General features: G+C 73.2%; 26 protein-coding genes. 2 read left to right on the top strand and 24 right to left on the bottom strand.

From position 1 onward, the window contains the following. Positions 1–5: 5 nt before the first annotated feature. The 24 genes from ACI790_RS12930 to argS all read right to left on the bottom strand — a co-directional run bounded on the left by ACI790_RS12930 (position 6) and on the right by argS (position 23,831). A complete protein-coding gene (locus ACI790_RS12930) occupies positions 6–407 on the bottom strand; it encodes a DUF2550 domain-containing protein (RefSeq protein WP_456570173.1) in 402 nt (133 codons plus the stop codon). A gap of 21 nt (positions 408–428) precedes the next feature. After that, the gene (locus tag ACI790_RS12925; RefSeq protein WP_456570172.1) at positions 429–818 is read right to left on the bottom strand and encodes a F0F1 ATP synthase subunit epsilon; all 390 of its coding nucleotides are present in this window, start codon (positions 816–818) and stop codon (positions 429–431) included. A gap of 132 nt (positions 819–950) precedes the next feature. Next, positions 951–1,139 carry a hypothetical protein gene (locus ACI790_RS12920; RefSeq protein WP_456570171.1) on the bottom strand — a complete coding sequence of 63 codons (189 nt, stop codon included), beginning with the start codon at positions 1,137–1,139 and terminating at the stop codon, positions 951–953. A 184-nt stretch (positions 1,140–1,323) separates the two neighbouring features. Next, positions 1,324–2,769, bottom strand: coding sequence for a F0F1 ATP synthase subunit beta (gene atpD, locus ACI790_RS12915; protein WP_456570170.1), 1,446 nt, complete (start codon positions 2,767–2,769; stop codon positions 1,324–1,326). A 49-nt stretch (positions 2,770–2,818) separates the two neighbouring features. Continuing rightward, positions 2,819–3,790, bottom strand: a complete 972-nt coding sequence (locus ACI790_RS12910; RefSeq protein WP_456570169.1) for a F0F1 ATP synthase subunit gamma — start codon at positions 3,788–3,790, stop codon at positions 2,819–2,821. Between the two features lie 3 nt (positions 3,791–3,793). Further along, positions 3,794–5,431, bottom strand: a complete 1,638-nt coding sequence (gene atpA, locus ACI790_RS12905; protein ID WP_456570168.1) for a F0F1 ATP synthase subunit alpha — start codon at positions 5,429–5,431, stop codon at positions 3,794–3,796. A gap of 50 nt (positions 5,432–5,481) precedes the next feature. Continuing rightward, positions 5,482–6,354: a F0F1 ATP synthase subunit delta gene (locus ACI790_RS12900; protein WP_456570167.1), complete on the bottom strand. Its 873-nt coding sequence runs from the start codon at positions 6,352–6,354 to the stop codon at positions 5,482–5,484. Further along, positions 6,354–6,926 (bottom strand): F0F1 ATP synthase subunit B, encoded by a 573-nt coding sequence (locus ACI790_RS12895; protein WP_456570166.1) that lies wholly within the window; start codon positions 6,924–6,926, stop codon positions 6,354–6,356. Before ACI790_RS12895 ends, ACI790_RS12900 begins: the two co-directional genes overlap by 1 nt. A 48-nt stretch (positions 6,927–6,974) precedes the next feature. Further along, positions 6,975–7,199 (bottom strand): ATP synthase F0 subunit C, encoded by a 225-nt coding sequence (gene atpE / locus ACI790_RS12890; protein WP_456570165.1) that lies wholly within the window; start codon positions 7,197–7,199, stop codon positions 6,975–6,977. A 98-nt stretch (positions 7,200–7,297) separates the two neighbouring features. Next, positions 7,298–8,125 carry a F0F1 ATP synthase subunit A gene (atpB, locus tag ACI790_RS12885; protein WP_456570164.1) on the bottom strand — a complete coding sequence of 276 codons (828 nt, stop codon included), beginning with the start codon at positions 8,123–8,125 and terminating at the stop codon, positions 7,298–7,300. Beyond that, positions 8,122–8,451, bottom strand: coding sequence for an AtpZ/AtpI family protein (locus ACI790_RS12880; RefSeq protein ID WP_456570163.1), 330 nt, complete (start codon positions 8,449–8,451; stop codon positions 8,122–8,124). The genes atpB and ACI790_RS12880 overlap by 4 nt, the downstream gene beginning before the upstream one ends. A gap of 14 nt (positions 8,452–8,465) precedes the next feature. Continuing rightward, a complete protein-coding gene (locus tag ACI790_RS12875) occupies positions 8,466–8,957 on the bottom strand; it encodes a hypothetical protein (RefSeq protein ID WP_456570162.1) in 492 nt (163 codons plus the stop codon). Next, positions 8,954–10,189, bottom strand: coding sequence for a glycosyltransferase family 4 protein (locus ACI790_RS12870; RefSeq protein WP_456570161.1), 1,236 nt, complete (start codon positions 10,187–10,189; stop codon positions 8,954–8,956). Before ACI790_RS12870 ends, ACI790_RS12875 begins: the two co-directional genes overlap by 4 nt. A 3-nt stretch (positions 10,190–10,192) precedes the next feature. Next, positions 10,193–11,470 (bottom strand): serine hydroxymethyltransferase, encoded by a 1,278-nt coding sequence (locus ACI790_RS12865; protein ID WP_456570160.1) that lies wholly within the window; start codon positions 11,468–11,470, stop codon positions 10,193–10,195. A gap of 251 nt (positions 11,471–11,721) precedes the next feature. Further along, positions 11,722–12,363: an L-threonylcarbamoyladenylate synthase gene (locus tag ACI790_RS12860; RefSeq protein ID WP_456570159.1), complete on the bottom strand. Its 642-nt coding sequence runs from the start codon at positions 12,361–12,363 to the stop codon at positions 11,722–11,724. 23 nt (positions 12,364–12,386) lie between these two features. Then, positions 12,387–13,229: a peptide chain release factor N(5)-glutamine methyltransferase gene (gene prmC, locus ACI790_RS12855; protein ID WP_456570244.1), complete on the bottom strand. Its 843-nt coding sequence runs from the start codon at positions 13,227–13,229 to the stop codon at positions 12,387–12,389. An 11-nt stretch (positions 13,230–13,240) separates the two neighbouring features. After that, entirely contained in the window at positions 13,241–14,320 is a 1,080-nt protein-coding gene (gene prfA / locus ACI790_RS12850; protein WP_456570158.1) for a peptide chain release factor 1, read from the bottom strand. Between the two features lie 114 nt (positions 14,321–14,434). Beyond that, entirely contained in the window at positions 14,435–14,671 is a 237-nt protein-coding gene (gene rpmE, locus ACI790_RS12845; protein WP_456570157.1) for a 50S ribosomal protein L31, read from the bottom strand. 135 nt (positions 14,672–14,806) lie between these two features. Next, a complete protein-coding gene (gene rho, locus ACI790_RS12840; RefSeq protein ID WP_456570156.1) occupies positions 14,807–17,044 on the bottom strand; it encodes a transcription termination factor Rho in 2,238 nt (745 codons plus the stop codon). Positions 17,045–17,292: 248 nt separating this feature from the next. Beyond that, positions 17,293–18,246: a homoserine kinase gene (gene thrB / locus ACI790_RS12835; RefSeq protein WP_456570155.1), complete on the bottom strand. Its 954-nt coding sequence runs from the start codon at positions 18,244–18,246 to the stop codon at positions 17,293–17,295. Beyond that, on the bottom strand, positions 18,247–19,332 hold the full coding sequence (gene thrC / locus ACI790_RS12830) for a threonine synthase (protein ID WP_456570154.1): 1,086 nt from the start codon (positions 19,330–19,332) through the stop codon (positions 18,247–18,249). Beyond that, positions 19,329–20,621: a homoserine dehydrogenase gene (locus tag ACI790_RS12825; protein ID WP_456570153.1), complete on the bottom strand. Its 1,293-nt coding sequence runs from the start codon at positions 20,619–20,621 to the stop codon at positions 19,329–19,331. Before ACI790_RS12825 ends, thrC begins: the two co-directional genes overlap by 4 nt. Further along, a complete protein-coding gene (lysA, locus tag ACI790_RS12820; RefSeq protein WP_456570152.1) occupies positions 20,618–22,111 on the bottom strand; it encodes a diaminopimelate decarboxylase in 1,494 nt (497 codons plus the stop codon). Before lysA ends, ACI790_RS12825 begins: the two co-directional genes overlap by 4 nt. A 58-nt stretch (positions 22,112–22,169) precedes the next feature. After that, complete coding sequence (argS, locus tag ACI790_RS12815; protein ID WP_456570151.1) at positions 22,170–23,831, bottom strand: arginine--tRNA ligase; 1,662 nt, start codon at positions 23,829–23,831, stop codon at positions 22,170–22,172. 300 nt (positions 23,832–24,131) lie between these two features. Here argS and ACI790_RS12810 point away from each other — a divergent pair, with 300 nt between their 5' ends. Continuing rightward, the gene (locus ACI790_RS12810) at positions 24,132–24,785 is read left to right on the top strand and encodes a DUF3105 domain-containing protein (RefSeq protein ID WP_456570150.1); all 654 of its coding nucleotides are present in this window, start codon (positions 24,132–24,134) and stop codon (positions 24,783–24,785) included. Between the two features lie 104 nt (positions 24,786–24,889). Further along, positions 24,890–25,498, top strand: a complete 609-nt coding sequence (locus ACI790_RS12805; RefSeq protein ID WP_456570149.1) for a DUF305 domain-containing protein — start codon at positions 24,890–24,892, stop codon at positions 25,496–25,498. Positions 25,499–25,517: the final 19 nt, after the last annotated feature.

Raw genomic sequence — 25,517 nt, 5'->3', positions numbered from 1 at the left:
GGCGCTCAGCTCCCCGGCGGGGCCGACTCGATCCAGGACAGGAAGCCGGTCAGGGTCGAGGGCTCCATGGCGAGCTCCCGCCGGCCGGCCGCCGTGCTGCAGGTGAGCACGACGACGTCGCCGGGCAGGGCGAGGTCGTCGCGGCCGGCCGGCCGCTGGGCCAGGACGCGGAAGCCGGCGCGGCTCAGCCGGTGCTGAGGGCGCACCGACAGCGACAGCGCGCGGTACCAGAGCAGCGCGTCACCGCCGTACCAGGCGACGCCCACCGACCAGCGACCCGAGCCGCCGGCCCGGGTCCACATGGTGACCGCGCCGAGGCCGGAGAGCAGGAACCGGCGGCGCAGCACGAACACCACGACGACGAGCAGCAGCAGGACGCCGAGCAGGACGAGCAGGGCCGTGGTCATCCCGCGCGCTCGCCGGGTGGATCAGGCGCTCTCGCCGGCCGCCCTCAGCCGCGACTGGGCGCGGCGGGCCGCGGCCAGGGCCTCGGGGCTGTCGCCCTCGCTCTCCGCCCGGCGCAGCGCCTCGCGGGCGCGCTCGACATCGATCTCGGAGGAGATCTCGGCCGTCTCGGCGAGGATCGAGACCCCGCGCTCGGTGACGGACAGGAAGCCACCGTGGGCGGCGACGACCATGTCGTCACCCGACTCGGTGCGGATGGTCACGACGCCGCCGTCGGCCAGCTGGCCCAGCAGCGGGGCGTGGCCGGGGAGCACACCGAGCTCGCCCTCGGTGGTGCGGGCGATGACGCGGGTCGCCTCGCCGGACCAGATCTTGCGCTCGACGGCCACCAACTCGACCTGCAGGGTCGCCACGACACTCCTCGGGGTCCACCCCTCCGCCGGAGAGGTGCGGTGCGTACGGTCCGCCGGCCCGGGAGGACCGGCGACGGATGGGCCCACTCTAGCGGCGGGTCGCCCGGCGTCCCGCCGTGGGCGGTCCGGCGGTCAGGCCGCCCGGCGGTAGAGCAGGGTCCACCGGCCCACGCGCACCCAGGGGTGGCGGACGCAGGTGGCCGGGGCCCACCCGTCGGTGTCGACGGCCGCGATCGGGGCGTCGACCGGCGCGTACGGCGGCCACGTCCAGTCACCGGACGGCCGGTCGCCGGCCGTCAGCACCGCGCTGTCCCGCTCCACGTCGACCCTTCCGCCGGCACCCACCTCCCGGGCGCGCCTGCGACAGATGCTCGGCAGGTCGGCGCGCGCCGCGGAGAGCCCCCGCCGGGAATCACTCCATCGGGCGATGGCCGCCACGGGAACGGCGACGGCCGGGCCTCCCCGAAGGGAGACCCGGCCGTCGCGCTGACCCGCGGAGGGGTGCTTACGCCTTCTTCAGCTTGTTCGCGTTCTTCTCGAGGTCCTCGAGACCACCGCACATGAAGAACGCCTGCTCCGGCACGTTGTCGTAGGTGCCCTCGGTGAGCGCCTTGAACGCCTCGAGGGTCTCCGACAGCGGCACGTAGGACCCGGGCTGACCGGTGAAGGCCTCGGCCACGAACATGTTCTGCGAGAGGAAGCGCTCGATGCGCCGGGCCCGGTTGACCGTGACCTTGTCCTCCTCGGAGAGCTCGTCGATGCCGAGGATCGCGATGATGTCCTGCAGCTCCTGGTAGCGCTGGAGGATCTGCTTCACGGTCTGCGCGATCTGGTAGTGCTCCTGGCCCACGTACTGCGGGTCGAGGATCCGGCTGGTGGAGTCCAGCGGGTCCACGGCCGGGTAGATGCCCTTCTCCGAGATCGGCCGCGAGAGCACGGTCGTCGCGTCGAGGTGGGCGAACGTGGTGTGCGGCGCCGGGTCGGTGATGTCGTCGGCGGGCACGTAGATCGCCTGCAGCGAGGTGATCGACCGACCCCGCGTCGAGGTGATCCGCTCCTGGAGCTCCCCCATCTCGTCGGCCAGCGTCGGCTGGTAGCCCACGGCGGACGGCATGCGGCCCAGCAGGGTCGACACCTCCGAGCCGGCCTGGGTGAACCGGAAGATGTTGTCGATGAAGAGGAGCACGTCCTGGTTCATCTCGTCGCGGAAGTACTCCGCCATGGTGAGCGCCGACAGCGCCACCCGCAGACGCGTGCCCGGCGGCTCGTCCATCTGGCCGAAGACCAGCGCGGTCGAGTTGATGACGCCGGACTCCGTCATCTCCGTGATGAGGTCGTTGCCCTCACGGGTGCGCTCGCCGACGCCGGCGAACACCGACACGCCACCGAACTCCTGGGCGACGCGGCGGATCATCTCCTGGATCAGCACGGTCTTGCCGACGCCGGCACCACCGAACAGACCGATCTTCCCGCCGGCCACGTAGGGGGTCAGCAGGTCGATGACCTTGATGCCGGTCTCGAGCAGCTCGGTGCGGCCCTCGAGCTGGTCGAACTTCGGCGCGTGCCGGTGGATCGACCAGTGCAGGGCGTCCGCGGCGTAGCCGGGCTGGTCCAGGCACTCGCCCAGGGCGTTGAAGACGTGCCCGGTCACCACCTCGCCGACCGGCACCATGATCGGGTTCCCGGTGTCGGTGACCTCGGCGCCCCGGACGAGGCCGTCGGTCGGCGCCATCGAGATGGTGCGCACGACGTTCTCGCCGAGGTGCTGGGCGACCTCGAGGGTCAGCGTCTTGCTGAGGTCGGCCAGCGTGACATCGACCTTCAGGGCGTTGAACAGGTCGGGCATCGCGTCGCGCGGGAACTCGACGTCGACGACCGGCCCGGTGACCCGCACGACGCGGCCGGCGGCCGTGGTCTGCGAGCTGGTCGGACGGTCCTCGGTGACGGTCATCTGTACTGCTCTCCTGCCCTGGGGCTCGGTGTTCTGCTGTTCGTGGGGGTCAGTCGTTCGAGCCGGACGAGACCAGCGCGTCGGCACCGCCGACGATCTCGCTGATCTCCTGCGTGATCTCCGCCTGGCGGGCCTGGTTGGCCTGCCGGGACAGGTTCTTCGCCAGCTCCTCGGCGTTGTCGGACGCCGACTTCATCGCGCGACGGCGCGACGCCGACTCCGAGGCGGCCGCCTCGAGCATCGCCGCGTAGATCCGCGTGGTGATGTACTTCGGCAGCAGCGCGTCGAGCAGGCCCTCGGCCGACGGCTCGAACTCGTAGGAGGTGGGGACGCCGCTGTCGCCGGCCGTCCCCCGCTCCCGCTCCTCCCGCTCGTAGTCGAACTCGTCGACCTCCTCGACCTCCAGCGGAGCCATCCGCTTGGCGACCGGGACCTGCGCGAGCAGGGAGCGGAACTCGGTGAAGACGATGTGCAGCTCGTCCACGCCGAGGACGCCGTCGGCACCGGCGCCGCCCTCCTCGTCGTCCTCACCGGCGGTGAAGGCGTCGATGAGCTCGCGACCGACTTCCTGCGCGTCGGTGTAGTTCGGCTGCTCGGAGAAGCCGGTGAACGTCGCCGCCGTGTCGCGGTTGCGGAAGGAGTAGTAGGTCTCCCCCTTCCGGCCGACGACGTAGAGCACCGGCTCCTTGCCCTCCTGCTTCAGCAGGGAGAGCAGCTCCTCGGTGCGCCGGAGCACGTTCACGTTGTACGAGCCGGCGAAGCCACGGTCGGAGGTGATGACCAGGACCGCCGCCCGTCGCGGGTTCTCCCGCTCGGTCAGCAGCGGGTGGTCCAGCGACGCCGACGAGGCCAGCGCCGACAGCACCCGCGTGATCTCCCGGGCGTAGGGCTTGGAGGCCTCCACCCGGGCCTGGGCGCGGACGATGCGGGCACCGGCGATCAGCTCCTGGGCCGAGAAGATCTTCTTCGTCGACTGCGTGGAGCGGATGCGGCGCCGCAGCGCGCGGAGGGAACCGGCCATGGGTCAGCTGCCCCGCTTGACCTGGACGCGCTCCTGACCCCGCTCCGAGGCGTCCATGGCCTCGGCCTCGGGCTCGTTGACCGTGAGCGACTCGCCGTCGGTGGTGGTGAACTGGCCGTAGAAGGCCTCCACCGCCCGCTCGAGGCTGGCCACGGCATCGTCCTCGAGCTTCTTGGTCTGCTGGATCGACTCGTAGACGGCGTTGTCACCGCGCCCGATGTAGTCGAGGAACTCCGACTCGAAGCGGCGCACGTCCTGGACGGGGACGCGGTCGAGCTTGCCGGTCGTGCCCAGCCACAGGGAGACGACCTCGCGCTCGACCGGGTACGGCGAGTACTGCCCCTGCTTGAGCAGCTCGACCAGGCGCTGGCCGCGCTCCAGGGTCGCGCGGCTGGAGGCGTCCAGGTCCGAGGAGAAGGAGGCGAAGGCCTCGAGCTCGCGGTACTGGGCGAGGTCCAGGCGCAGCCGGCCGGCGACCGACTTCATCGCCTTGATCTGCGCCGAGCCACCCACGCGGGACACCGAGATGCCGACGTTGATGGCCGGGCGGACACCGGAGTTGAACAGACCCGTCTCGAGGAAGATCTGCCCGTCGGTGATCGAGATGACGTTGGTCGGGATGTAGGCCGAGACGTCGTTGCCCTTGGTCTCGATGAGCGGCAGGCCGGTCATCGAACCCGCACCCAGCTCGTCGTTGAGCTTCGCGCAACGCTCCAGCAGCCGGGAGTGCAGGTAGAAGACGTCGCCCGGGTAGGCCTCGCGGCCCGGCGGGCGGCGCAGCAGCAGCGAGACGGCGCGGTAGGCCTCGGCCTGCTTCGAGAGGTCGTCGAAGACGATGAGGACGTGCTTGCCCTCGTACATCCAGTGCTGGCCGATGGCCGAGCCGGTGTAGGGCGAGATGTACTTGAAGCCGGCGGCCTCGGAGGCGGGCGCGGCGACGATGGTCGTGTACTCCATCGCGCCGGCGTCCTCGAGCGCGGCCTTGGTCGCCGCGATCGTGGAGCCCTTCTGGCCGACGGCGACGTAGATGCAGCGGACCTGCTGCGTCGGGTCGCCGGTCGCCCAGGCCTGCTTCTGGTTGATGATCGTGTCCAGCGCGATCGCCGACTTGCCGGTCTGCCGGTCGCCGATGATCAGCTGGCGCTGGCCGCGGCCGATCGGGGTCATGGCGTCGATCGCCTTGATCCCGGTCTGCATCGGCTCGTGCACCGACTGCCGCTGCACCACGGTGGGCGCCTGCAGCTCGAGGGCGCGACGGCCGGTCGTGGCGATCGGGCCGCCGCCGTCGATCGGGTTGCCCAGCGGGTCGACGACGCGGCCGAGGTACCCGTCACCGACGGCGACGGAGAGCACCTCGCCGGTGCGGCGGACCTGCTGGCCCTCCTCGATGCCGGAGTAGTCGCCCAGGACGACGACACCGACCTCGCGGACGTCGAGGTTCAGCGCCAGACCGCGCACGCCGCTCTCGAACTCGAGCAGCTCGTTGGTCATGACCGAGGGCAGGCCCTCGACCCGGGCGATGCCGTCGCCGGCCTCGGTGACGATCCCGACCTCTTCGCGGGAGACGTCAGGCGAGTACTCGGTGACGTAGTTCTGGATGGCACTGCGGATCTCGTCTGCGGAGATCGTCAGCTCGGCCATGGCTCTGAGTCCTCTTCCCTGCGGGGTCGTGATCTGTGGTGGTGGGCGGGTCAGCCGGCGAGCTGCCGTCGGGCGGCTTCCAGCCGATGGGCGATGCTGCCGTCGATGACCTCGTCGCCCACCTGGACGAGGAGGCCGCCGAGCACCGTCGGGTCGACGGTGACCTGCAGCCCTATGGTCCGCCCGTAGAGGCGACCGAGCACGTCGGCGAGCCGCTGTTCCTGGGCGGGGGTGAGCGGCACCGCCGTCGTCACCCGGGCCACGGACTGACCGCGGCGGCGGCTGGCGACGTCCGAGAGCCGCTCGAGCGCGGCACCCGCCGTACCGACGTGCGACGTGGTGAGCACGTTCCGCAGCAGCAGCTCGGTGACCGGGCTGACCCGGCCGGACAGCAGCTGGTCCAGCAGCGCCGACTTGCCCGCTGCCGGAGCGCTCCGGTCGCTGAGGATCCGGGACAGTTCCCGGTCACCGGCGACGATCCGGCCGAAGCGGAAGAGGTCGTCCTCCACGCCGTCCAGCTCACCGCGGGCGTCCGCCGCGTCCAGCGCCGCCTCGGTCGCGAGGCTCGTCGCGGCCTCGACGAGGTCGAACGGCCGCGACCAGCGCTGCCGGACGCTGACCTCGAGCACGTCGAGGGCGACCGGCGACAGCCGGCTGGCGAACAGCCGCTGGGCCAGCGCCGCCCGCTCCTCGGGCTTGCCCGAGGGGTCGGAGAGCGCCCGGCGCAGCGAGGGCTGACCCTCCAGCAGCCGGGCCACCGCGAACAGCTCCTCGGCCAGCGCGAGCTGGTCCTCGGCGGCGGTGGCGCGGGCCTGGCCGGTGAGCCGGTCCCGGGCCTTGCCCAGGAACCCCGTGGGGTCGTGGGTCAGCTCGTCCAGCCGCTCCCGTGCGGCGGCCAGCGCCGCGCGGCTCGAGGCATCCATCAGCGCGCGCCCCCGGCGACGGTGCTGCCGCTCCGGCCGTCGGAGCTGCCGGCGGCCATCCCGTCGAGCTGGTCGAGGAACCGGTCGACGGTGCCCTGCCGGCGCGCGTCGTCGGCGAGCGACTCGCCCACCACCCGGCCGGCGAGCTCGACGGCGAGCGCACCGATCTGGCCGCGCAGCTCGTTGACCACCTGCTGGCGGGAAGCAGCGATCTGCTCCTCGCCGCGGGCGACGATCCGCGCCGACTCCTCCTGCGCCTGGACCCGCAGCTCCTCGAGGATCTGCTGCCCCTCGGCGCGTGCCTGGTCCCGGATCTGGGCGGCCTCGTTACGGGCCTCGGCGAGCTGGGCCCGGTACTGCTCCAGCGACGCCTTCGCCTCGGCCTGCATGGCCTCGGCGCGCTCGATCCCGCCCTCGATCGCCTCGCGGCGGGCCCGGAAGACCTGCTCGAAGCGGGGCGCGACGAACTTGGCGAACACCAGGAAGAGAACGCCGAAGGCGATCAGGCCGATGATGATCTCGCCCCATGGCGGGATCAGCGGGTTGTTGCTCTCCGCCGCGAGGATGCTCATGCGATCAGTGTCCCTGTCTCACTCGTGGTTGCCGTCCGGCCACACGGATCAGTAGATGAAGGGGACGACGAAGCCGATCAGCGCCAGCGCCTCGGAGAGCGCGAAGCCGAGGAAGGCGTAGGTACGGGTCAGACCAGCCGACTCGGGCTGCCGGGCGGTCGCCTGGATGTAGGCGGCCCAGACGATGCCCACGCCGATGCCGGGGCCGATGGCGGCCAGGCCGTAGCCCATCGTGTTGACGTTGCCCTCGAGCGCGGCGAAGAGCTCCAACATGGGGTGTTCCTCCTGTGTCGTCGCCCGGCTTGTGCCGGGCGGCTGTCGGGGGTGGTGCGGTGGTGCGGTCCTCGGTGGTGCTGGTCAGTCCCTGCCGGTCAGTGCTCGGCCTCGATGGAGCCGTTGAGGTACGTCCCCATCAGGATCGTGAACACGTAGGCCTGCAGGAAGATGACCAGCAGCTCGAAGAAGGTCATCACGATCGCCATGAGCGCGGAGACCGGCCCGAAGATGATCGAGTAGTTGTCCCGGCTGAACAGGTAGACCGCGCCCAGCGAGAAGACCACGAGCAGCATGTGGCCGGCGAACATGTTCGCGAAGAGTCGCACCGCGAGGGTGAACGGCCGCACGACGAAGTTCTGCAGGATCTCGATCGGCGTGATCAGGATGTACGCCGCCTTGGGGACCCCGGGCAGGAACAGGATGTCCTTGAAGTACTTGCCCGCGCCCTGCTCCCGGATGCCGACCCAGATGTAGATGACCCAGCAGATCATCGCCAGCACGAGCGGGAAGGCGAACTTCGACATCGGCGAGATCTGGGCGAACGGGATGATCGCCATCAGGTTGTTCGCCAGGATGAAGAAGAAGAGGGAGAAGAGGAACGGCGCGAACGGCAGGCCCCGCGGGCCGACGACGTCGCGGGCGATCCCGTCCCGGACCAGCGAGTAACCGCTCTCCCCGATGAACTGCATCTTGCCGGGCACGATCTGCGGCTTGCGCACCGCGGCCACCATGATGGCGATCATCGCCGCGGTCGCGATCCAGAGGATCAGCGTGATGCGGGTGATCTCGAACTCGACACCCAGCAGGGAGAACGAGAACAGCGACTCGGGGAAGAACTCACCGAGGCCGGGAGCCTGGAAGCCGTCGCCGGTTCCTTCTTCGGCGGCGAGCACGCCGCCGAGCGCGAGGGCGCTGGAGGTCACCGTTGTCCCTTCTGCGTCCTGGGCCGGCTCCGTCGTCCGCCCGGGGTGTTGCTGGTGCGCTTCCCCCCGGCAGTCGGAGGAGCCGCGCCGTACCGTACGACCACCAGGTAGATGGCCACCGAGATACCGAAGATGATCCCTACCGGCACGAACACGGTCGTGTCCAGCCACCGGTCGAGCAGCCAGCCGGCCCCGCCCCACACGGCCATCCCGGAGAGCATGGTCCCGATGACGGCGTAACCCGTCTCGGCGCCACTGCCCTGCCGGGCCGGACTCGCAGCTGGACGAGACCGCGGCTCCCCGGAGTAGGGGTCGTCCTCGGCCATCGCGCTGGACCCTATCAGCCGGGCTGCGCCGGGTTTTCCGGGTCCGCCCGCCGCGGCCCCGTGCCGGGCCCCGACGGCGGTGCGGGAGGCGGGACGTAGTACAGGTCACGGGTCCAGACCCACCGGAGCTGGACGCCGCTCCAGAGCAGCGCGCCGACCACGACGGTCCAGGCCAGGGTGAGGCGGTCGAGCCAACCGTCCTCGGGCAGCGCGTGCAGGATCCCGAAGAGGACGACGGCCTTCACGAAGAAGGCTCCGAGGGCGGCCGGCAGCGTGAAGGTGTCGTCGATGCGGCCGGCCCAGGCGACCACGAGCCCGGAGAGGCAGAAGAACGCCGTCACGACGGCGGCGCCGAGGAGCACGCCGACCGCCTGGTCCCACCCGCCGATCAGCCCGCTGACGAGGGCAGCGACCCCCGCGACGGCACCGGCCACCAGCGTGCCCACGCGGAGGAAGGACAGGTCCCACGGGGCGTCGCTGCGCGGCCGGGCGGGCCCGCCGGTCACAGGGACACCCGCTCGGCGCCGCCGGCCGGCGGGGCCGGCTCGGGTCCCCCGACACGGGTCGCCCGCGCCGTCGGGTGGTCGGCCCGGCTGCGGCGGCGCTGGGCCGCCAGCTCGGCTGCGCGGGCCTCGCGGGCCGCTCGGCGCGCCCGGGGGCTCAGCACGACCACCACACCGACGACGAGCAGGACGGCGATGGCCACGAGCAGCTCCACCCGCCCCCCGGTGACCGACAGGCCGACCGCGCCGAAGGAGAGCAGCGCCGCCCAGAAGTACATGACCAGCACCGCGCGGGTGTGCGAGTGGCCGATGGACAGCAACCGGTGGTGCAGGTGCATCTTGTCCGGCGAGAACGGCGACTGGCCCTTGCGGGTGCGCCGCACCACCGCCAGGACCAGGTCGGTGAACGGGATGAACAGGATCGCGATCGGCACGAGCAGCGGCAGGGTGAGCGGCAGCAGGCTGGCCGCCGAGCCGAAGGTCTGGGCGTCCACTCCCCCGGTCGCCGTGACCGCGGCCGCCGAGAGCATCAGGCCGACCAGCATCGACCCCGAGTCACCCATGAAGATGCGCGCCGGGCTGAAGTTGTGCGGGAGGAAGCCCAGGCAGACGCCGGCCAGCACCGCGGTGATCAGCGCCGGCGCGCTCGCCGCCTCCTCGTACCGCATCTGGCCGAGGTTGTAGCTGTAGGCGAAGAACGCCAGCGCGGCGATCGCCGAGACCCCGGCGGCCAGGCCGTCGAGCCCGTCGATGAAGTTCAGCGCGTTCACGGCGAAGACGGTCAGCAGGATGGTCAGCGGGACACCGACGTCCGGGCCGAGGGACACCGTGCCGATGTCGGCGACCGGGAGGAAGAGGAACGCCAGCTGCACGCCGAGCAGCACCATCACGCCGGCCGCGGCGATCTGCCCGGTGAGTTTCGTCAGTGCGTCCAGGCCCCACTTGTCGTCGAGCACCCCCAGCAGGCAGATGAGCCCGCCGGCGACGAGCACCGCGTAGACCTGGGTGTCGTCGAACGTCCGCTGCAGCCCCGGCAGCCGCGAGGCCACCAGCACCGCGGCCACCACGCCGAGGTACATGGCCACGCCGCCGCCCCGCGGGGTCGGGATCACGTGCACGTCACGCTCCCGCGGGGCGGCCATCATGCGCAGCCGGATCGCCATCATCCGCACCACCGGCGTGGCCAGGAAGGTGACCAGCGCGGCGATGAGGAGGACGACGACGTACTCGCGCACGGCTCAGACGGTCTTCGCCGGCTCGGGGTACGCGGGGTGGGCACCGACCAGCTCGCGGACGCCCGCGGCGACCTCGGCCGTGCGGCTGCCGTCGGCGTCGCGGATCGCGGCGCCGATCAGCGAGGCGATCGACTTCATGTCCGGCTCGGTCATGCCCTGGGTGGTGACCGCCGGGCTGCCGACCCGGATGCCCGAGGCGACCGAGGCCGGCTGCGGGTCGAACGGGATCGCGTTCTTGTTCAGCACGATCCCCGCGGCGCCGCACCGGGCCTCGGCGTCGGCACCGGTCACCCCGGTCTCCTGCAGGTCCAGCAGCGCCAGGTGGGTGTCGGTGCCGCCGGCCACCGGCCGGAGCCCCTCGACCGCCAGGCCCTCGGTGAGCGCCTGCGCGTTGGCGATGACCTGGCGGGCGTAGGCCTGGTACTCGGGCTGCAGGCACTCCTTGAAGTTCACCGCCTTGGCGGCGACGGCGTGCATCAGCGGCCCGCCCTGCATCATCGGGAAGGCCGCCTTGTCGATGGCCTTGGCGTGCTCGGCCTTGCACACGATGGCGCCGCCGCGGGGGCCGCGCAGCACCTTGTGGGTGGTGAAGGTGACGACGTCGGCGTAGGGCACCGGGCTCGGGATCGCCTTGCCCGCGACCAGGCCGATGAAGTGCGCGGCGTCGACCATGAGGATCGCGCCGACCTCGTCGGCGATCTCCCGGAACAGCGGGAAGTCGATCAGCCGCGGGATGGCCGAGCCACCGCAGATGATCATCTTCGGCCGGTGCTCGCGGGCCAGGTCGCGCACCTGGTCGTAGTCGATGTGCTCGGTCTCCGGGTTCACGCCGTACTGCACGGCGTTGAACCACTTCCCCGAGAAGGAGACCTTCGCGCCGTGGGTCAGGTGACCACCGTGCGGCAGCGCCATGGCCAGCAGGGTGTCCCCCGGCTTGAGGAACGCGCCGTACGCCGCCAGGTTGGCGTTGGCCCCCGAGTGCGGCTGGAGGTTGGCGTGCTCGGCGCCGAAGAGCTCCTTGGCGCGCGCGATGCCGATCTCCTCGGCGCGGTCGACCACCTCGCACCCGCCGTAGTACCGCCGGCCGGGATAGCCCTCGGCGTACTTGTTGGACAGCGTGCTGCCCAGTGCGGCCAGGACGGCGGGGCTGGTGAAGTTCTCGCTGGCGATCAGCTGCAGCCCTCCGCGCAGCCGGTCCAGCTCACCGGTGACCACGTCGGCGATGTCGGGGTCGAAGGCGGCCAGGGCGTCGAAGTCCGGGCCCCAGTAGGGGGTGCTCATCTCAGCGCACTCCAGAAGTCGGTGCGGGCGCCCGCGATGCCCGGGCTCGGGCGGCGCGGCGGTCGCTTAACTATGACACTGCGACATTGCGACGCTCCGCGTCGCACCGCGGCCAATCACCGTGCCCCTGGTGCGCTGAGCGGCTCCGCACACTCCTCGCCGGACCCTCCGGGCCCGACTCGTCGGCGCCCTGCACCGTGGCCTGCGGTCGCACCCTCCTCGCGGACCCCTCCGGGGCCCACTCGTCGGTGTCAGTCGGTGAGCTCGGGGACGAGCTCCTGGAGGCGGTCGACCGGGATCGCGCCGACGCGCAGCACCCGCGGGGCCGGCCCGGTGCAGTCGACGATCGTGCTCGCCGCGGAGCTCGCCCGCGGCCCGTCGTCCAGGACGACGGCGGCGTGCGCGCCGAGCTGCATGTCGGCCTCCTGCGCCGAGGTGGCCGCCGGCCGGCCGGACCGGTTCGCGCTGGACACCGCCAGGGGCCCGGTGCGGCGCAGCAGGTCCCGGGTCAGCTCGTCGCCGGGCAGCCGGACGGCCACGGTCCCCTCGGCGTCGCCGAGGTCCCAGGCCAGGGACGGGGCGTGCTCCAGCACCAGGGTGAGCCCGCCGGGCCAGAACTCCTGGGCCAGCCGGGTCGCGACCTCCGGCGTGCGCACGACCAGCCCGGCCAGCGTGGAGGCCTCCCCGATCAGCACGGGCACGGGCATGGCCCGGCCCCGGTTCTTGGCAGCGAGCAGCCGGGCGACCGCCGCCGGGGTGAACGCGTCGGCGGCGACGCCGTAGACGGTGTCGGTGGGCAGCAGCACCAGCTCGCCACGCCCGATCGCCGCGACGGCGGCGTCCAGGCCGGTCGCGCGGGTCCCGGGGTCGGAGCAGTCGTAGATGTCGGCCACGGGACCGCAGTCTTCCGCAGTGCTCAGCCGGCGCGGCGGGCGGTGGTGTAGCGGGGGCGGCCGGCCAGGTCGGGGTGGTCGTCCACCGCGGCGAACCCGCCGTGGGCGCGCACCAGGGCCGGCAGGGAGCCGCCCTGCTGGTCGGCGTGCTCGATGCCCAGCCCCCCGCCGGGGCGGAGCAGCCGGGCGGCGGTGCCGAGCAGCCCCCGGACGACGTCGAGGCCGTCGGGACCACCCCACAGCGCCAGCGGCGGGTCGTGGTCGGCCACCTCGCGCGGCACCCGTGCGCCGTCGGGCACGTAGGGCGGGTTGCTCACGACCAGGTCCACCCGGCCGTCGAGCCCGCGGAGCAGCTGCGGATCGGTCATGTCACCGGCCAGCACCTCGACCGGGGTGTCCCCCGCCGCGGCGCAGGCGCGCGCGTTGTGCCGGGTCCACTCGATCGCGCCGGGGTCGCGCTCCACCGCCGTCACCCGGGCGCCGGGGTGCTCGCGGGCGATCGACAGCGCGATGGCGCCCGAGCCCGAGCCGAGGTCGACGACGAGCGGTTCGGCGATCCCGGCCAGCCGCTCCAGCGCCCAGCCCACCAGCTGCTCGGTCTCCGGCCGCGGCACGAAGACCCCGGGGCCGACCGCCAGCTCCAGGTAGCGGAAGGGTGCCCGGCCGGTCAGGTGCTGCAGCGGCACCCGGTCGGCCCGCTGCCCGAGCAGCGCCTCGAACCGGGCGGCCGCCTCGCCGTCGACGTCGTCGAGGGTGAGCAGCCGGGTCCGGGGCACGTCGAGCACGTGGGCGAGCAGCAGCTCGGCGTCCACCCGGGGCGAGGCCACGCCTCCCTCGGCCAGCCGGCGGGCCGCCGCGGTGAGCAGGGCGCGGGTGTTCAGGAGCCGGCCGCCAGCAGCTCGGCGGTGTGCGCGGCGACCAGCGCGTCGATGACCCCGTCGAGGTCGCCGTCGACCACCTGGTCGAGGTTGTGCGCCTTGTAGCCGACCCGGTGGTCGGAGATCCGGTTCTCCGGGAAGTTGTAGGTGCGCACCCGCTCGCTGCGGTCGACGGTGCGCACCTGGCTGCGCCGCTGGTCGCTCGCGGTGGCGGCGGCCTCCTCCCGGGCGGCGGCCAGCAGCCGGGAGCGCAGCACGCGTAGCGCCGACTCCCGGTTCTGCAGCTGGCTCTTCTCGTTCTGCGAGCTGACCACGATGCCGCTGGGCAGGTGCGTGATCCGGACGGCGGAGTCGGTGGTGTTGACGCTCTGCCCGCCGGGCCCCGACGAGCGGAAGACGTCGATGCGCAGGTCGTTCGGGTCCACGGTGACGTCGACCTCCTCGGCCTCCGGGAGCACGAGCACGCCGGCCGCGGAGGTGTGGATGCGGCCCTGGCTCTCGGTGGCCGGCACGCGCTGGACGCGGTGCACGCCGCCCTCGAACTTCAGCCGGGACCAGATCCCCTCGTCGGTGCGCGACTTGATGGCCACCGCGACGTCCTTGTAGCCACCGAGCTCGGCGTCGACGGCGTCCAGGACCTCCGTGGCCCAGCCGCGGCGCTCGGCGTAGCGCAGGTACATGCGGAGCAGGTCGCCGGCGAACAGCGCCGACTCCGCACCGCCCTCCCCCGCCTTGATCTCGAGGATGACGTCCTTGTCGTCGTCGGGGTCCTTGGGCAGCAGCTGCTCGCGCAACCGGTCGGTGAGCTCGGCGATCCGCTGCTCGAGCGCCGTGGCCTCCGCGGCGAAGGACGCGTCCTCCGCGGCCAGCTCCCGCGCGGCGCTCAGGTCGTCGCGCGCCTGCTCCAGCCCGCGCGCGGTCTCCACCAGCGGCGCCAGCTGCGCGTAGCGGCGGCCCATCCGGCGGGCCCGCGACTGGTCGGCGTGCACTGCCGGGTCGGCCAGCTCCTGCTCCAGGCGTGCGTGCTCCGCCAGCAGCCCGGCGAGACGGTCCGGTGCCGACGTCTCGGTGCTGCTCATCGGTCTCTCCTGGGGCGTTGTGTGCACACACCGCCGCGGCGACGGGCGGTGGGGTCCGGACATGACGACGGCGCCCGCCCCACCGCGAGGTGGGAGCGGGCGCCGTCGGGGGTGCTACTGGGCGGCGTCGGCCGTGGCGCCGGCGTTGCGCTTGCCGAAGCGCTTCTCGAACCGGGCCACGCGACCACCGGTGTCGAGGATCTTCTGCTTGCCGGTGTAGAAGGGGTGGCACGCCGAGCAGACCTCGACGGTCAGCTGACCGCTGGGCGCCGTGCTGCGCGTGGTGAAGGTGTTCCCGCAACCACAGGTCACGGTGGTCTCGTGGTACGTGGGGTGGATGTCGGGCTTCATGCCTGTTGCCTCTTCCGAGAAGTCTGTGCGGTTCACGTGGTGGAACGCCGGCCGGCGGGAGGTATTCCGCGCCGCCGGCGGGGCTCGGTCGACCAGTATCCCTGATGCCCCGGCCCCGCCGACCGGCGGCCTGTTCTACTCCTGGCCGGGGCCCAGCGTCGTCTTCTGGATCTGCATGAGGAACTCGACGTTGTTGCGCGTCTTCTTCAGCTTGTCGAGCAGCAGCTCCAGCGCCTGCTGCGGCTCGAGCGCGGCGAGCACCCGGCGCAGCTTGATGACGATGGCCAGCTCGTCGGGCGACATGAGGATCTCCTCCTTGCGCGTGCCCGACGCGTTGACGTCGACGGCCGGGAAGACCCGCTTGTCCGCCAGCCGGCGGTCGAGCTTGATCTCCGCGTTACCGGTGCCCTTGAACTCCTCGAAGATGACCGTGTCCATCGTGGAGCCGGTCTCGACCAGCGCCGAGGCGATGATCGTCAGCGACCCGCCGTTCTCGATGTTGCGGGCCGCGCCGAGGAAGCGCTTGGGCGGGTACAGCGCCGTGGAGTCGACACCACCGGAGAGGATGCGCCCGCTGGCGGGGGCCGCCAGGTTGTAGGCGCGGCCCAGGCGGGTGATCGAGTCCAGCAGGACGACGACGTCGTGGCCCATCTCGACCAGGCGCTTGGCCCGCTCGATGGAGAGCTCGGCGACCGTGGTGTGGTCGGCCGGCGGCCGGTCGAAGGTCGAGGCGATGACCTCGCCCTTCACCGAGCGCTGCATGTCGGTGACCTCTTCCGGACGCTCGTCGACGAGGACGACCATCAGGTGGCACTCGGGGTTGTTCGTCGTGATGGCGTTGGCCAGCGACTGCAGCACCATCGTCTTGCCGGCCTTCGGCGGCGACACGATCAGCGCGCGCTGCCCCTTGCCGATCGGCATGACGAGGTCGATGACCCGGGTGGTGAGCAGGTGCGGCTCGGTCTCGAGCCGCAGGCGGTCCTGCGGGTAGAGCGGGGTCAGCTTGGTGAACTCGGGCCGGTTCCGGGCCTGCTCGGGGTCCAGCCCGTTGACGGTGTCCAGCCGGACCAGCGCGTTGTACTTGTCCTTGCGCTCGCCCTCGCGCGGCTGCCGGACCGCGCCGGTGATGGCGTCGCCGCGGCGCAGGCCGTAGCGGCGCACCTGGGACAGCGAGACGTAGACGTCGTTGGGGCCGGTCAGGTAGCCCGAGGTGCGGACGAACGCGTAGTTGTCGAGCACGTCGAGGATGCCGGCGACGGGCAGCAGGACGTCGTCCTCGCTGACGGTCGGCTCGCCCTGGTCGAAGCGCTCCCGGCTGTTGCCGCGCTTGTTGCGGTCGCGGTAGCGGCGACCGCGACGGCCGCGGCCCTCGAAGTCGTCGTCGTCGTCCTCGCCGACCCGGTCGTTGCCCCGGTCGTTGCGGCTCTCGTTGCGGTTGTCGTTCCGGTTGTCCGGACGGCCGCCCCGGTCGTTGCGGTCGCGGTCGGGACCGCGGTTGCCGTCGCGGTTCGCGCCGTCGCGGCCGGCACCGTCACGGTTGGCGTTCCGCTCGCTGCGGTCGCCACCGTCGCGGTTGCCGCCGTCGCGGTTGGCGCGGTCGTCGGCCTCCCGGCCAGCCTCGCGGTTGGCCTCCCGGTCCCCGCGGCTGCGGTTGCGGTCGCGGTTGCGCTGCGGACGGCCGCCCTCGCGCTGCTCGCCGTCGCGCTGGTCGTCCTCGCGGGGCTCGGCCGGGGCGGCCTCTGCCGTCGCGGGCTCGGCCGTGGCGGACTCGGCCGCGGCGGGCTCGGCCTTGGCGGCCTCTGCCGTGGCGGACTCGGCCGCGGTGGACTCGGGGGCGGAGGGCTCAGCCGTGGCGGGCCGAGAAGTGGCGGCCGGCGTCTCCGCGGCGGCGGGGGCCTCGGGGGTGGCGTCGGCCGCGGGGGCCGGGGCGGCGGTCCCGGGGGAACCGGCGGGACGGCTGGCGCCACGGCGGGTGCGGGCCGGCGCGGGCGTCGCCTCGCCGGTCAGGGGGCCACCGTTGGCGCCACCGCTGACGGGGGCCTCGAGGGGGGCGGCGGTCGCCGCGACACCGCGTGCGGTGCCGGCCCCCTCGGTGGTCGGGCTCTCCGTGCTCGGCGCGGGAGCGCCGTCCGCGGGGTCACCGCCGCCCACCTGACGGGCGGAGATGGCGGCGACCAGGTCGCTCTTGCGCATCCGGCCGGTGCCGGGGATGCCCAGCTCACCGGCCAGGCGCTGCAGCTCGGGCAGGAGCATGCCCGACAGTCCGTTGCCGCGGCGGCGGGGGCGGCCCGCCGTCCCAGAAGCGGCAGTGCCCTCGGCGGAGGCGGCGGCGTCGGGCGCGCCGGTCACGCCGAGGTCGGTGGTTTCGCTCACGTACAGGTCCTTCCCTGCGGTGACCTGCGCCGTCTCAGCGCAGGGGGTGCCCCGGTCCCCGGCGGACCGGCCCGGAGGCGGGTGCGCGACTGGAGAACGGGTTGAGAGGTGCGAGGCGGATGAGCGGCGACGAGAATCGATCGTCTGCTTCGGCCCCGCGCGAGGCTCGCCCGAGTGGGCGGCTACGCCGTGAGCCTAGTCGCAGCTCACGGGCAGGACAACACCGGATGATCTCAGTGTGTTCCTCGTTACCGAGACGATACCTCAGCCGTGTCGTGGAGCACCCGGGCCCCGCGCACGTCCACGCCCAGCGGGAGCACCCGCCACCCCTCGGGCACCAGCGCGGCGATGTCCTCGATCTCCTCCGCCCCGGGCTCCCGGTCCGCGCTGCGCACCGTGCGCCGGGCCAGCACCAGGACCGACGGTCCCGCGCCCGAGACGACGGCCGCGTGCCCGGCCCCCCGCAGCCGCTCGATCAGCGCGAGCGACGCCGGCATCGCCGCCGCGCGCTGGCGCTGGTGCAGCCGGTCCTCGGTGGCCTCGAGCAGCAGGCCGCCCGACGTGAGGGCGTGCACCAGGAGCGCGGACCGGCCGGCGTTGAAGGCAGCGTCGGCGTGCGGCACGACCTCCGGCAGCAGCGACCGGGCCCGCTCGGTGGACAGGGTCGCGTCGGGCACCAGGACGACGGGCAGCACGTCGCCGTGCACCTCCAGGCTGTCGGCACCCACTCCCCCGTCGCCGGTCCAGGACAGCGTCAGCCCGCCGAGCAGGCAGGCGGCGACGTTGTCGGGGTGGCCCTCCAGCGCGGTGGTGAGCCGGAGGACGGAGTTCAGGTCGATGCCCTCGACGTCCGGGCACAGCGCCCAGGCGCCCATGACCCCGGCGACGACGGCCGCGGCCGACGAGCCCATCCCCCGGCCCTGCGGGATGGCGTTCTCCGCCACCACCCGCAGGCCGGACGGCGTCCAGCCCAGCTCGGCGCACGCGGCACGGAAGGCGCGCACGACCAGGTGCGACTCGTCGGTGGGCAGTTCACCGGCGCCCACGCCGGTCACCTCGACGGACAGGCCATCGGGCTGCACCGAGAACTCGAGGACGTCGTGGTGCTCCAGGGCCAGACCCGCGCAGTCGAAGGCCGGCCCCAGGTTCGCGCTGGTGGCGGGCACGCGGACGCGGACCCGGCCGGGGTCGGGGCGGGACACCTACAGACCCAGCTGCGCGGCCGCCGCGGCCGCGTCGACCGGGACGGTCACCGGCGCCGGAGCGCCCGAGATGGCCCACTCCGGGTCCTTGAGGCCGTTGCCGGTGACGGTGCAGACGATCCGCTGGCCGGGCTCGAGCTCCCCGGCGGCGGCCACCTGCAGCAGGCCGGCGACCGACGCCGCGGAGGCCGGCTCGACGAAGACGGCCTCGCTGCGGGCCAGCAGCCGGTACGCGGACAGGATCGCGCGGTCGGTGACGGCGTCGATGCGGCCGCCGGACTCGTCGCGGGCGGCCAGCGCCTTGGTCCAGGAGGCGGGGTTGCCGATCCGGATCGCGGTGGCGATCGTGCTCGGGTTCTCCACCACCTGCCCGCTGACGATCGGAGCGGCACCGGCGGCCTGGAAGCCCCACATCCTCGGGGTGCGCGTCGCGGGGCCGGGGGTGGCGGAGTCGGTGCAGTACTCCCGGTAGCCCTGCCAGTAGGCGGTGATGTTGCCGGCGTTGCCCACCGGGAGGCAGTGGATGTCCGGGGCGTCACCCAGCACGTCGACGATCTCGAAGGACGCGGTCTTCTGGCCCTCGATGCGGAACTGGTTGACGCTGTTGACCAGGCTCACCGGGTAGTCGATGGCCAGCTTGCTGGCCAGCGCCAGGCAGTCGTCGAAGTTGCCGTCGACCTGCAGCAGCTTGGCACCGTGCACCAGCGCCTGGGCCAGCTTGCCCATCGCGATCTTGCCCTGCGGCACGAGGACGGCGCAGACCAGACCGGCCCGCACCGCGTAGGCCGCGGCGCTCGCGCTGGTGTTCCCGGTGGAGGCGCAGATGACCGCGCGGGCGCCCTCCTCCGCGGCCTTGGTGATGGCCATCGTCATCCCGCGGTCCTTGAAGGAGCCGGTCGGGTTGGCGCCCTCGACCTTGAGGTAGACCTCGCAGCCGGTGCGCCGGGACAGCTCGCGTGCGTGCACCAGTGGGGTGGCGCCCTCGTGCAGGGTCACCACCGGGGTGGAGTCGCTGACCGGCAGGCGGGAGCGGTAGGCCTCGATCAGGCCCGGCCAGCCCGGGGAGACGATCGGGGAGACGGTCATGACAGCCCTTCCACGCGCAGCACGCTGGTGACCCCACGGACCGCGGGCATCTCCCGCAGCGCGGCAATGGTGGCCGACAGCGCCGCGTCGGGGGCGCTGTGGGTCACGATGACCAGCGTCGCGGCGTCGCCGCGGCCGGTCTGACGGACGGTGGAGATGCTCACCTCGTGCCGCGCGAACTCCTGCGCGACGGCGGCGAGCACGCCCGGCTTGTCGGCCACGTCGAGGCTGACGTGGTACCGCGTCGGCGTCTCGGCCATCGGCCGGACGGCCAGGTTGGCGTAGCCGGTGACCCCCGGGCCGGGGCCGCCGGTGACCCGGTTCCGGGCGACCGCGACCAGGTCGCCCAGGACGGCGCTGGCCGTCGGCTCCCCGCCGGCCCCCTGCCCGTAGAACATCAGCTGACCGGCCGCCTCGGCCTCGACGAACACGGCGTTGAACGCCCCGCCCACCGAGGCCAGCGGGTGCGCGGTCGGGATCATCGCCGGGTGCACCCGGACGGCGACCGAGTCCCCGTCGGGGCCGCTCACCCGCTCGCAGATGGCCAGCAGCTTGACGGTGCAGCCGATCTCCGCGGCGCGGGCGACGTCGGTGGCGGTGACCGTCGAGATGCCCTCGCGGTGCACGTCGACCGCAGCCACCGGGGTGTGGAACGCCAGCGACGCCAGGATCGCGGCCTTGGCAGCGGCGTCGAAGCCGTCGACGTCGGCGGTCGGGTCGGCCTCGGCGTAGCCCAGCTCGGTGGCCTCGGCCAGCGCCTCGCCGAAGCCGGCGCCGGTCTCGGCCATCCGCGACAGGATGTAGTTCGTCGTCCCGTTGACGATGCCCACGATGCGGGAGAGCTGGTCACCGACCAGCGACTCGCGCAGCGGCCGCAGGATCGGGATGGCGCCGGCGACCGCGGCCTCGTAGTAGAGGTCCACGCCGGCCTTGGCGGCCGCGGCGTGCAGGGCGACGCCGTCCTCGGCGAGCAGCGCCTTGTTGGCGCTCACCACCGACTTGCCCGCCTCGAACGCCGCCAGCATCAGCGAGCGCGCCGGCTCGATGCCGCCGATCACCTCGACGACGAGGTCGACGTCGTCGCGGGTGACCAGGCCGTGGGCGTCGGTCGTGAGCAGGTGCGCCGGGACGTCGGGGTGGTGCGCGGGGCGGCGCACGGCGACGCCCGCCACCTCGACCGGGTGGCCGATGCGGGCGCCGAGGTCGTCGGCCTGCTCCTGCAGTGCCCGGAGCACCGCGCTGCCGACGGTGCCGCAGCCGAGCAGCGCCACCTTGAGGGGTCCGTTCACGAGGTCGCTCCCGCGGGGTGCTCGGGCGCCGGCTGGTCGATGGCCGGCGAGGGGGCGGGGTGGTCGGCGAGGACCGCGTCGAGGGCGAACACGTCGGACAGTGTCTGACGTCGCACGATCTCCGTGGCGGCACCGTCCCGGACGGCGACCACCGGAGGCTTGAGCAGGTAGTTGTAGTTGCTCGCCATCGACCAGCAGTAGGCCCCGGTGGCGGCGACGGCGAGCAGGTCGCCGGGCACGACGTCCGAGGGCAGCCACAGGTCGCGGACGAGGATGTCGCCGCTCTCGCAGTGCTTGCCCACCACCCGGCACAGCGCCGGCGGGGCGTCGGAGGTGCGGTTGGCCAGCACGCACGTGTAGCTGGCGTCGTACAGCGCGGTGCGGATGTTGTCGCTCATCCCGCCGTCGACGGAGACGTAGTTGCGCACCAGTGGGGTGCCCGGCGCGCCGCTGGCCCCCAGCCGCACCGGCTTGATGGTGCCGATCTCGTACAGCGTCACCGTGCCGGGGCCGGCGATGGCCCGGCCCGGCTCCACGGCCAGCCGCGGGACCGGCAGGCCGAGCTCGGCGCACTCCGCGGCGACGACGCTGCGCAGCCTGGCCGCGACGTCGGCCGGGCTGATCGGGTCGTCGTCGGGGATGTAGGCGATGCCGAACCCGCCGCCGAGGTTCAGCTCGCCGAGCACCTCACCGGTGGCGTCCCGGACGGCGCCGAGCAGCCCCACGACGCGGTGCGCCGCGGCCTCGAAGCCGGCCGTGTCGAAGATCTGCGAGCCGATGTGACTGTGCAGGCCGGCCAGGTGCAGCGCCGGCTCGGCGAGGACCCGGCGGGCGGCCTCCAGCGCGTCACCGGTGGCGAGGGAGAAGCCGAACTTCTGGTCCTCGTGCGCGGTGGCGATGAACTCGTGGGTGTGCGCCTCGATGCCGACGGTGGTGCGGATCAGCACCCCCACCGGCTCGCCGCCGGCGGCGACCCGGGCCTCGGCCAGCGGGACCAGCCGGTCGATCTCGTCGAAGGAGTCGAGCACGACGTGCCCGACGCCGGAGTCGACGGCCAGCCGCAGCTCCACCAGCGACTTGTTGTTGCCGTGCAGCGCGATCCGCCCGGCCGGGAACCCGGCAGCCAGCGCCACGGCGAGCTCGTTGCCGCTGCAGGCGTCCAGGTGCAGCCCGTCCTCGGCGATCCAGCGGGCCACCTGCCCGCAGAGGAACGCCTTGGAGGCGTAGTGCACGTCGGCGTCGGCGAAAGCCGTCGCGAAGTCGGCGGCGCGGCCGCGGAAGTCCGTCTCGTCGAGCACGAACAGCGGCGTGCCGTGCTCGCGGGCCAGGTCGGTGACGGCCCGGCCGGCCAGGTGCAGCTCGCCGTCGATCCGCTCCGCCGAACGCGGCCACACCTGGGGGTCGAGGGCATCCAGCTCGGCCGGCGGGGCACCGGCGGCCGACGGCGGGCTGATGTTTCCGTGCAGCGGCCCTGCGGGGTGCGCTCTCATGTCCACTTCCTGGAGGTGCCGTCCGTTCCCGCGAGCGGCCCCGCGGGGTGCGCCCGCATCACATCCGCTCCGGCGCGGAGACCCCGAGGACGGCCAGGCCGTTGCGCAGCACGACCGCGGTGGCGGAGCAGACCCACAGCCGGGCCGTGGTCAGCGCGGTGGCCTCCTCGTCCCCACGGGGCAGCACGCGGCAGGAGTCGTAGAAGCGGTGGTACGTGCCGGCCAGCTCCTCGAGGTAGCGGGCGACCCGGTGCGGGGCCCGGAGCTCGGCGGCGCTGATCAGGACGCGCGGGAACTCGCCCAGGGCACGCAGCAGGTCGTTCTCCCGGTCGTGCGCCAGTAGGGCGACGTCGACGTCCCCGGCCTCGCCGAGGGAGAGCCCGAGGTCGGCGGCGTTGCGCAGGACCGACGAGATCCGGGCGTGCGCGTACTGGACGTAGAAGACCGGGTTGTCGTTGGTCTGCCGGGTCCACAGGTCGATGTCGATGTCGATCTGCTGGTCCACCGACGCCCGGGCGAGCGCGTACCGGGCGGCGTCGGCACCGATGGCGTCGACCAGGTCCTCCAGGTTGACCACGGTCCCGGCCCGTTTGCTCATCCGGACCGGCTCGCCGTCGCGCAGCAGGTTCACCAGCTGGCCCAGCAGGATCTCCAGGTGGACGGCGGGGTCGTCGCCGGCCGCGGCCACCAGTGCCTTGTACCGACCGACGTACCCCGAGTGGTCCGCGCCGAGCATGATCACGACCTTGTCGAAGCCGCGCTCGCGCTTGTTCAGGTAGTAGGCGCAGTCGGCGGCGAAGTAGGTCGGCTCGCCGTCGGCCTTGACCAGGACGCGGTCCTTGTCGTCGCCGAAGGTCGTCGTGCGCAGCCAGACCGCGCCGTCGGACTCGTAGACGTGGCCCTGCTCGCGCAGCCGGGCCACCGCCTTCTCCAGAGCGCCGGCCTCGTGCAGCGACGTCTCGGAGAACCAGACGTCGAAGTGGACGCCGAACCCCTCCATGGTGGTGCGGATCTCGGCCACCATGAGCTCCACACCGCGGGCGCGGAAGACCGCGAACTGGTCGTCCTCCGGGCGGTCGAGCAGCCCGGGCTCGGCCGCGACCACCTCGCGGGCGATGTCACCGATGTAGCTGCCCGCATAACCGTCCTCGGGCACCCCCCGGCCGTTCGCCACGGCCTGCAGGCTCCGGGCGAACCGGTCGATCTGCGCCCCGGCGTCGTTCAGGTAGTACTCGCGCGTGACGTCCGCTCCGCTGGCCTGGATCAGCCGGGCGATCGCGTCGCCGACGGCGGCCCAGCGGGTGCCGCCGATGTGCACGGGCCCGGTCGGGTTGGCCGAGACGAACTCCAGGTTCAGCCGCTGGCCGGCGAGCGTGGTGGTGCGGCCGTAGGCCTCCCCCGCCGTCACCGCGTCGACGGCGATCCGGCCGAGCGCGCCCCGGGCGAGGGTGATGTTGAGGAAGCCGGGGCCGGCGATGTCGACGGTGGCGATGCCGTCGTGCGCGCGCAGCTCCGCGGCCAGCAGCTCGGCCACCTCGCGCGGCGGCCGGCCGGCCGGCTTGGCCAGCCGCAGGGCCGTGTTGGTGGCGTAGTCGCCGTGCTCGGGGTTCTTCGGCCGCTCGACGACGACGCCGGCGGGCACCTCGACGGGCAGCGCACCTCGCTCGACGACCGCGCCCACGGCGGTACGAACGACGTCCTGCAGCTGCTCCGGTGTCACCCGGCGAGCGTACTGATCGCCCACCCGCGCCCTGCGGCTCCACCCACCGGGAGCAGGCACGTCCAGCCGGCCGCCCCGCCGCACCGCCCGGCTCCCAGCTCCCGCACAGGTCGCCGACCTAGACTCGCGCGCGGTGGAGGGGGCCGTCCGGGCCCCGGCCAGCGGCGCGGACGCGCCCCGTAACGAGGAGAGGCCTTGGCCAAGGACCGCACGCCCGACAGAAGCCGAGCGACCGGCGGTGGGGCCTCCCGGTCCGGCGGGCGCGGCACGGGCGGGCGCACCCGGCCGCCGACGCAGGTCGTGGCCCAGCAGCGCCCATGGGGCCTGATCGCGGGCGCCGTGGCCGTCGTGGTGTTCGCCGCCGCCGTCATCACCTACGCCGTGGTGCAGGTGAACGAGGCCGACGCCCTGAGGGTGGAGTCCATCGACGAGATCAGCGGGGCGGAGGTCTACGAGTACGAGGGCGGCAACCACGTCACCACGTCGGTGGACTACGAGCAGTCCCCGCCGGTCGGCGGCGAGCACGACCCGTACTGGGCCGACTGCACGGGCACCGTCTACGACGTCGACGTCCGGCACGAGAACGCGGTGCACAGCCTCGAGCACGGCGCCGTCTGGATCACCTACAACCCCGACGAGGTGACCGACGCCGACATCGCGACGCTCGCCGAGCTGGTCGACGGCGAGTCCTACCGGATGATGTCGCCCTACGCGGGCCTGGACTCCCCCATCAGCCTGCAGTCCTGGGGCGAGCAGCTGAAGGTCGACCGCGCCGACGACGAGCGGATCAAGCAGTTCGCCGACCTGATGACGGCCAAGGCCGGGGACTTCCCCGAGCCCGGTGCCACCTGCGAGAACCCGCAGTTCCTCGCCGACCCGCTGCTCGCGGGCGCCCCGAGCAGCGCCGCGGGGGCCGGGACCGACAGCGACGCCGGCACGTCTCCCGCGCCCTGAACCGGCCCGGCCCGCCGATCCACGCCCGTCCTCCGGAGGCGATCCCCATCCCCAGCAGCACCGGTTCCCGGCGCGGCGGCGCGCTGCGCACCGCCCTGCTCGCCGTGATAGCCGTGGGGCTGGTGCTGCTGGGCGGCGGGCTGGCCGTCGCGCTGGGCATCGGCCGGGACGCCGCTCCGACGCCGTCGGCCGACTCGGTCGACGCGGGTTTCTCCCGCGACATGTCCCGCCACCACCTGCAGGGCGTGGAGATGGCCAACCTCGTCGCGGAGCGCAGCGAGGACCCGGAGGTGGAGCAGCTGGCCTTCGACATCTCCGCCACCCAGACCAACCAGGCCGGGCGCATGCAGGGCTGGCTGGCGCTGTGGGGCCTCCCCCTGTCCGGCGACACCATGGCCTGGATGGGCGGGGACGCGCACAGCGGGCACGACATGGGGACGGGCGCGGGTGCGCTCATGCCGGGCATGGCCACCGAGGAGGAGCTGGCGGAGCTGCGGAGCCTGTCGGGCGCCGCGTTCGACGTCGAGTTCCTCCGGCTGATGATCCGGCACCACCAGGGCGGCTTCGAGATGGCCCGCTACGCCGCCGAGAACGCCGAGGTCGAGGCCGTGCGGGACCTCGCGCGGTCGATCGAGCAGTCCCAGGGCGTGGAGACGACGACGATGACCCGGATGCTCACGGCCCGGGGCGGGACGCCGCTGCCGGAACCGTGACCGGCGGCCGGGGAGCCGC

This window comes from Blastococcus sp. SYSU DS0539 (assembly GCF_054050855.1).
Note: the sequence above shows the minus strand (reverse complement) of the source record. Positions and strands in the feature narration are given on the sequence as shown.

What these genes read in the sequence shown, in the direction of transcription:
- ACI790_RS12930 (WP_456570173.1), bottom strand. Translation starts at nt 407, where the DNA reads ATGACCACGGCCCTGCTCGTCCTGCTCGGCGTCCTGCTGCTGCTCGTC.
- atpD (WP_456570170.1), bottom strand. Translation starts at nt 2,769, where the DNA reads ATGACCGTCACCGAGGACCGTCCGACCAGCTCGCAGACCACGGCCGCC.
- ACI790_RS12910 (WP_456570169.1), bottom strand. Translation starts at nt 3,790, where the DNA reads ATGGCCGGTTCCCTCCGCGCGCTGCGGCGCCGCATCCGCTCCACGCAG.
- atpA (WP_456570168.1), bottom strand. Translation starts at nt 5,431, where the DNA reads ATGGCCGAGCTGACGATCTCCGCAGACGAGATCCGCAGTGCCATCCAG.
- ACI790_RS12900 (WP_456570167.1), bottom strand. Translation starts at nt 6,354, where the DNA reads ATGGATGCCTCGAGCCGCGCGGCGCTGGCCGCCGCACGGGAGCGGCTG.
- ACI790_RS12895 (WP_456570166.1), bottom strand. Translation starts at nt 6,926, where the DNA reads ATGAGCATCCTCGCGGCGGAGAGCAACAACCCGCTGATCCCGCCATGG.
- atpE (WP_456570165.1), bottom strand. Translation starts at nt 7,199, where the DNA reads ATGTTGGAGCTCTTCGCCGCGCTCGAGGGCAACGTCAACACGATGGGC.
- ACI790_RS12880 (WP_456570163.1), bottom strand. Translation starts at nt 8,451, where the DNA reads ATGGCCGAGGACGACCCCTACTCCGGGGAGCCGCGGTCTCGTCCAGCT.
- ACI790_RS12865 (WP_456570160.1), bottom strand. Translation starts at nt 11,470, where the DNA reads ATGAGCACCCCCTACTGGGGCCCGGACTTCGACGCCCTGGCCGCCTTC.
- prfA (WP_456570158.1), bottom strand. Translation starts at nt 14,320, where the DNA reads ATGAGCAGCACCGAGACGTCGGCACCGGACCGTCTCGCCGGGCTGCTG.
- rpmE (WP_456570157.1), bottom strand. Translation starts at nt 14,671, where the DNA reads ATGAAGCCCGACATCCACCCCACGTACCACGAGACCACCGTGACCTGT.
- thrC (WP_456570154.1), bottom strand. Translation starts at nt 19,332, where the DNA reads ATGACCGTCTCCCCGATCGTCTCCCCGGGCTGGCCGGGCCTGATCGAG.
- lysA (WP_456570152.1), bottom strand. Translation starts at nt 22,111, where the DNA reads ATGAGAGCGCACCCCGCAGGGCCGCTGCACGGAAACATCAGCCCGCCG.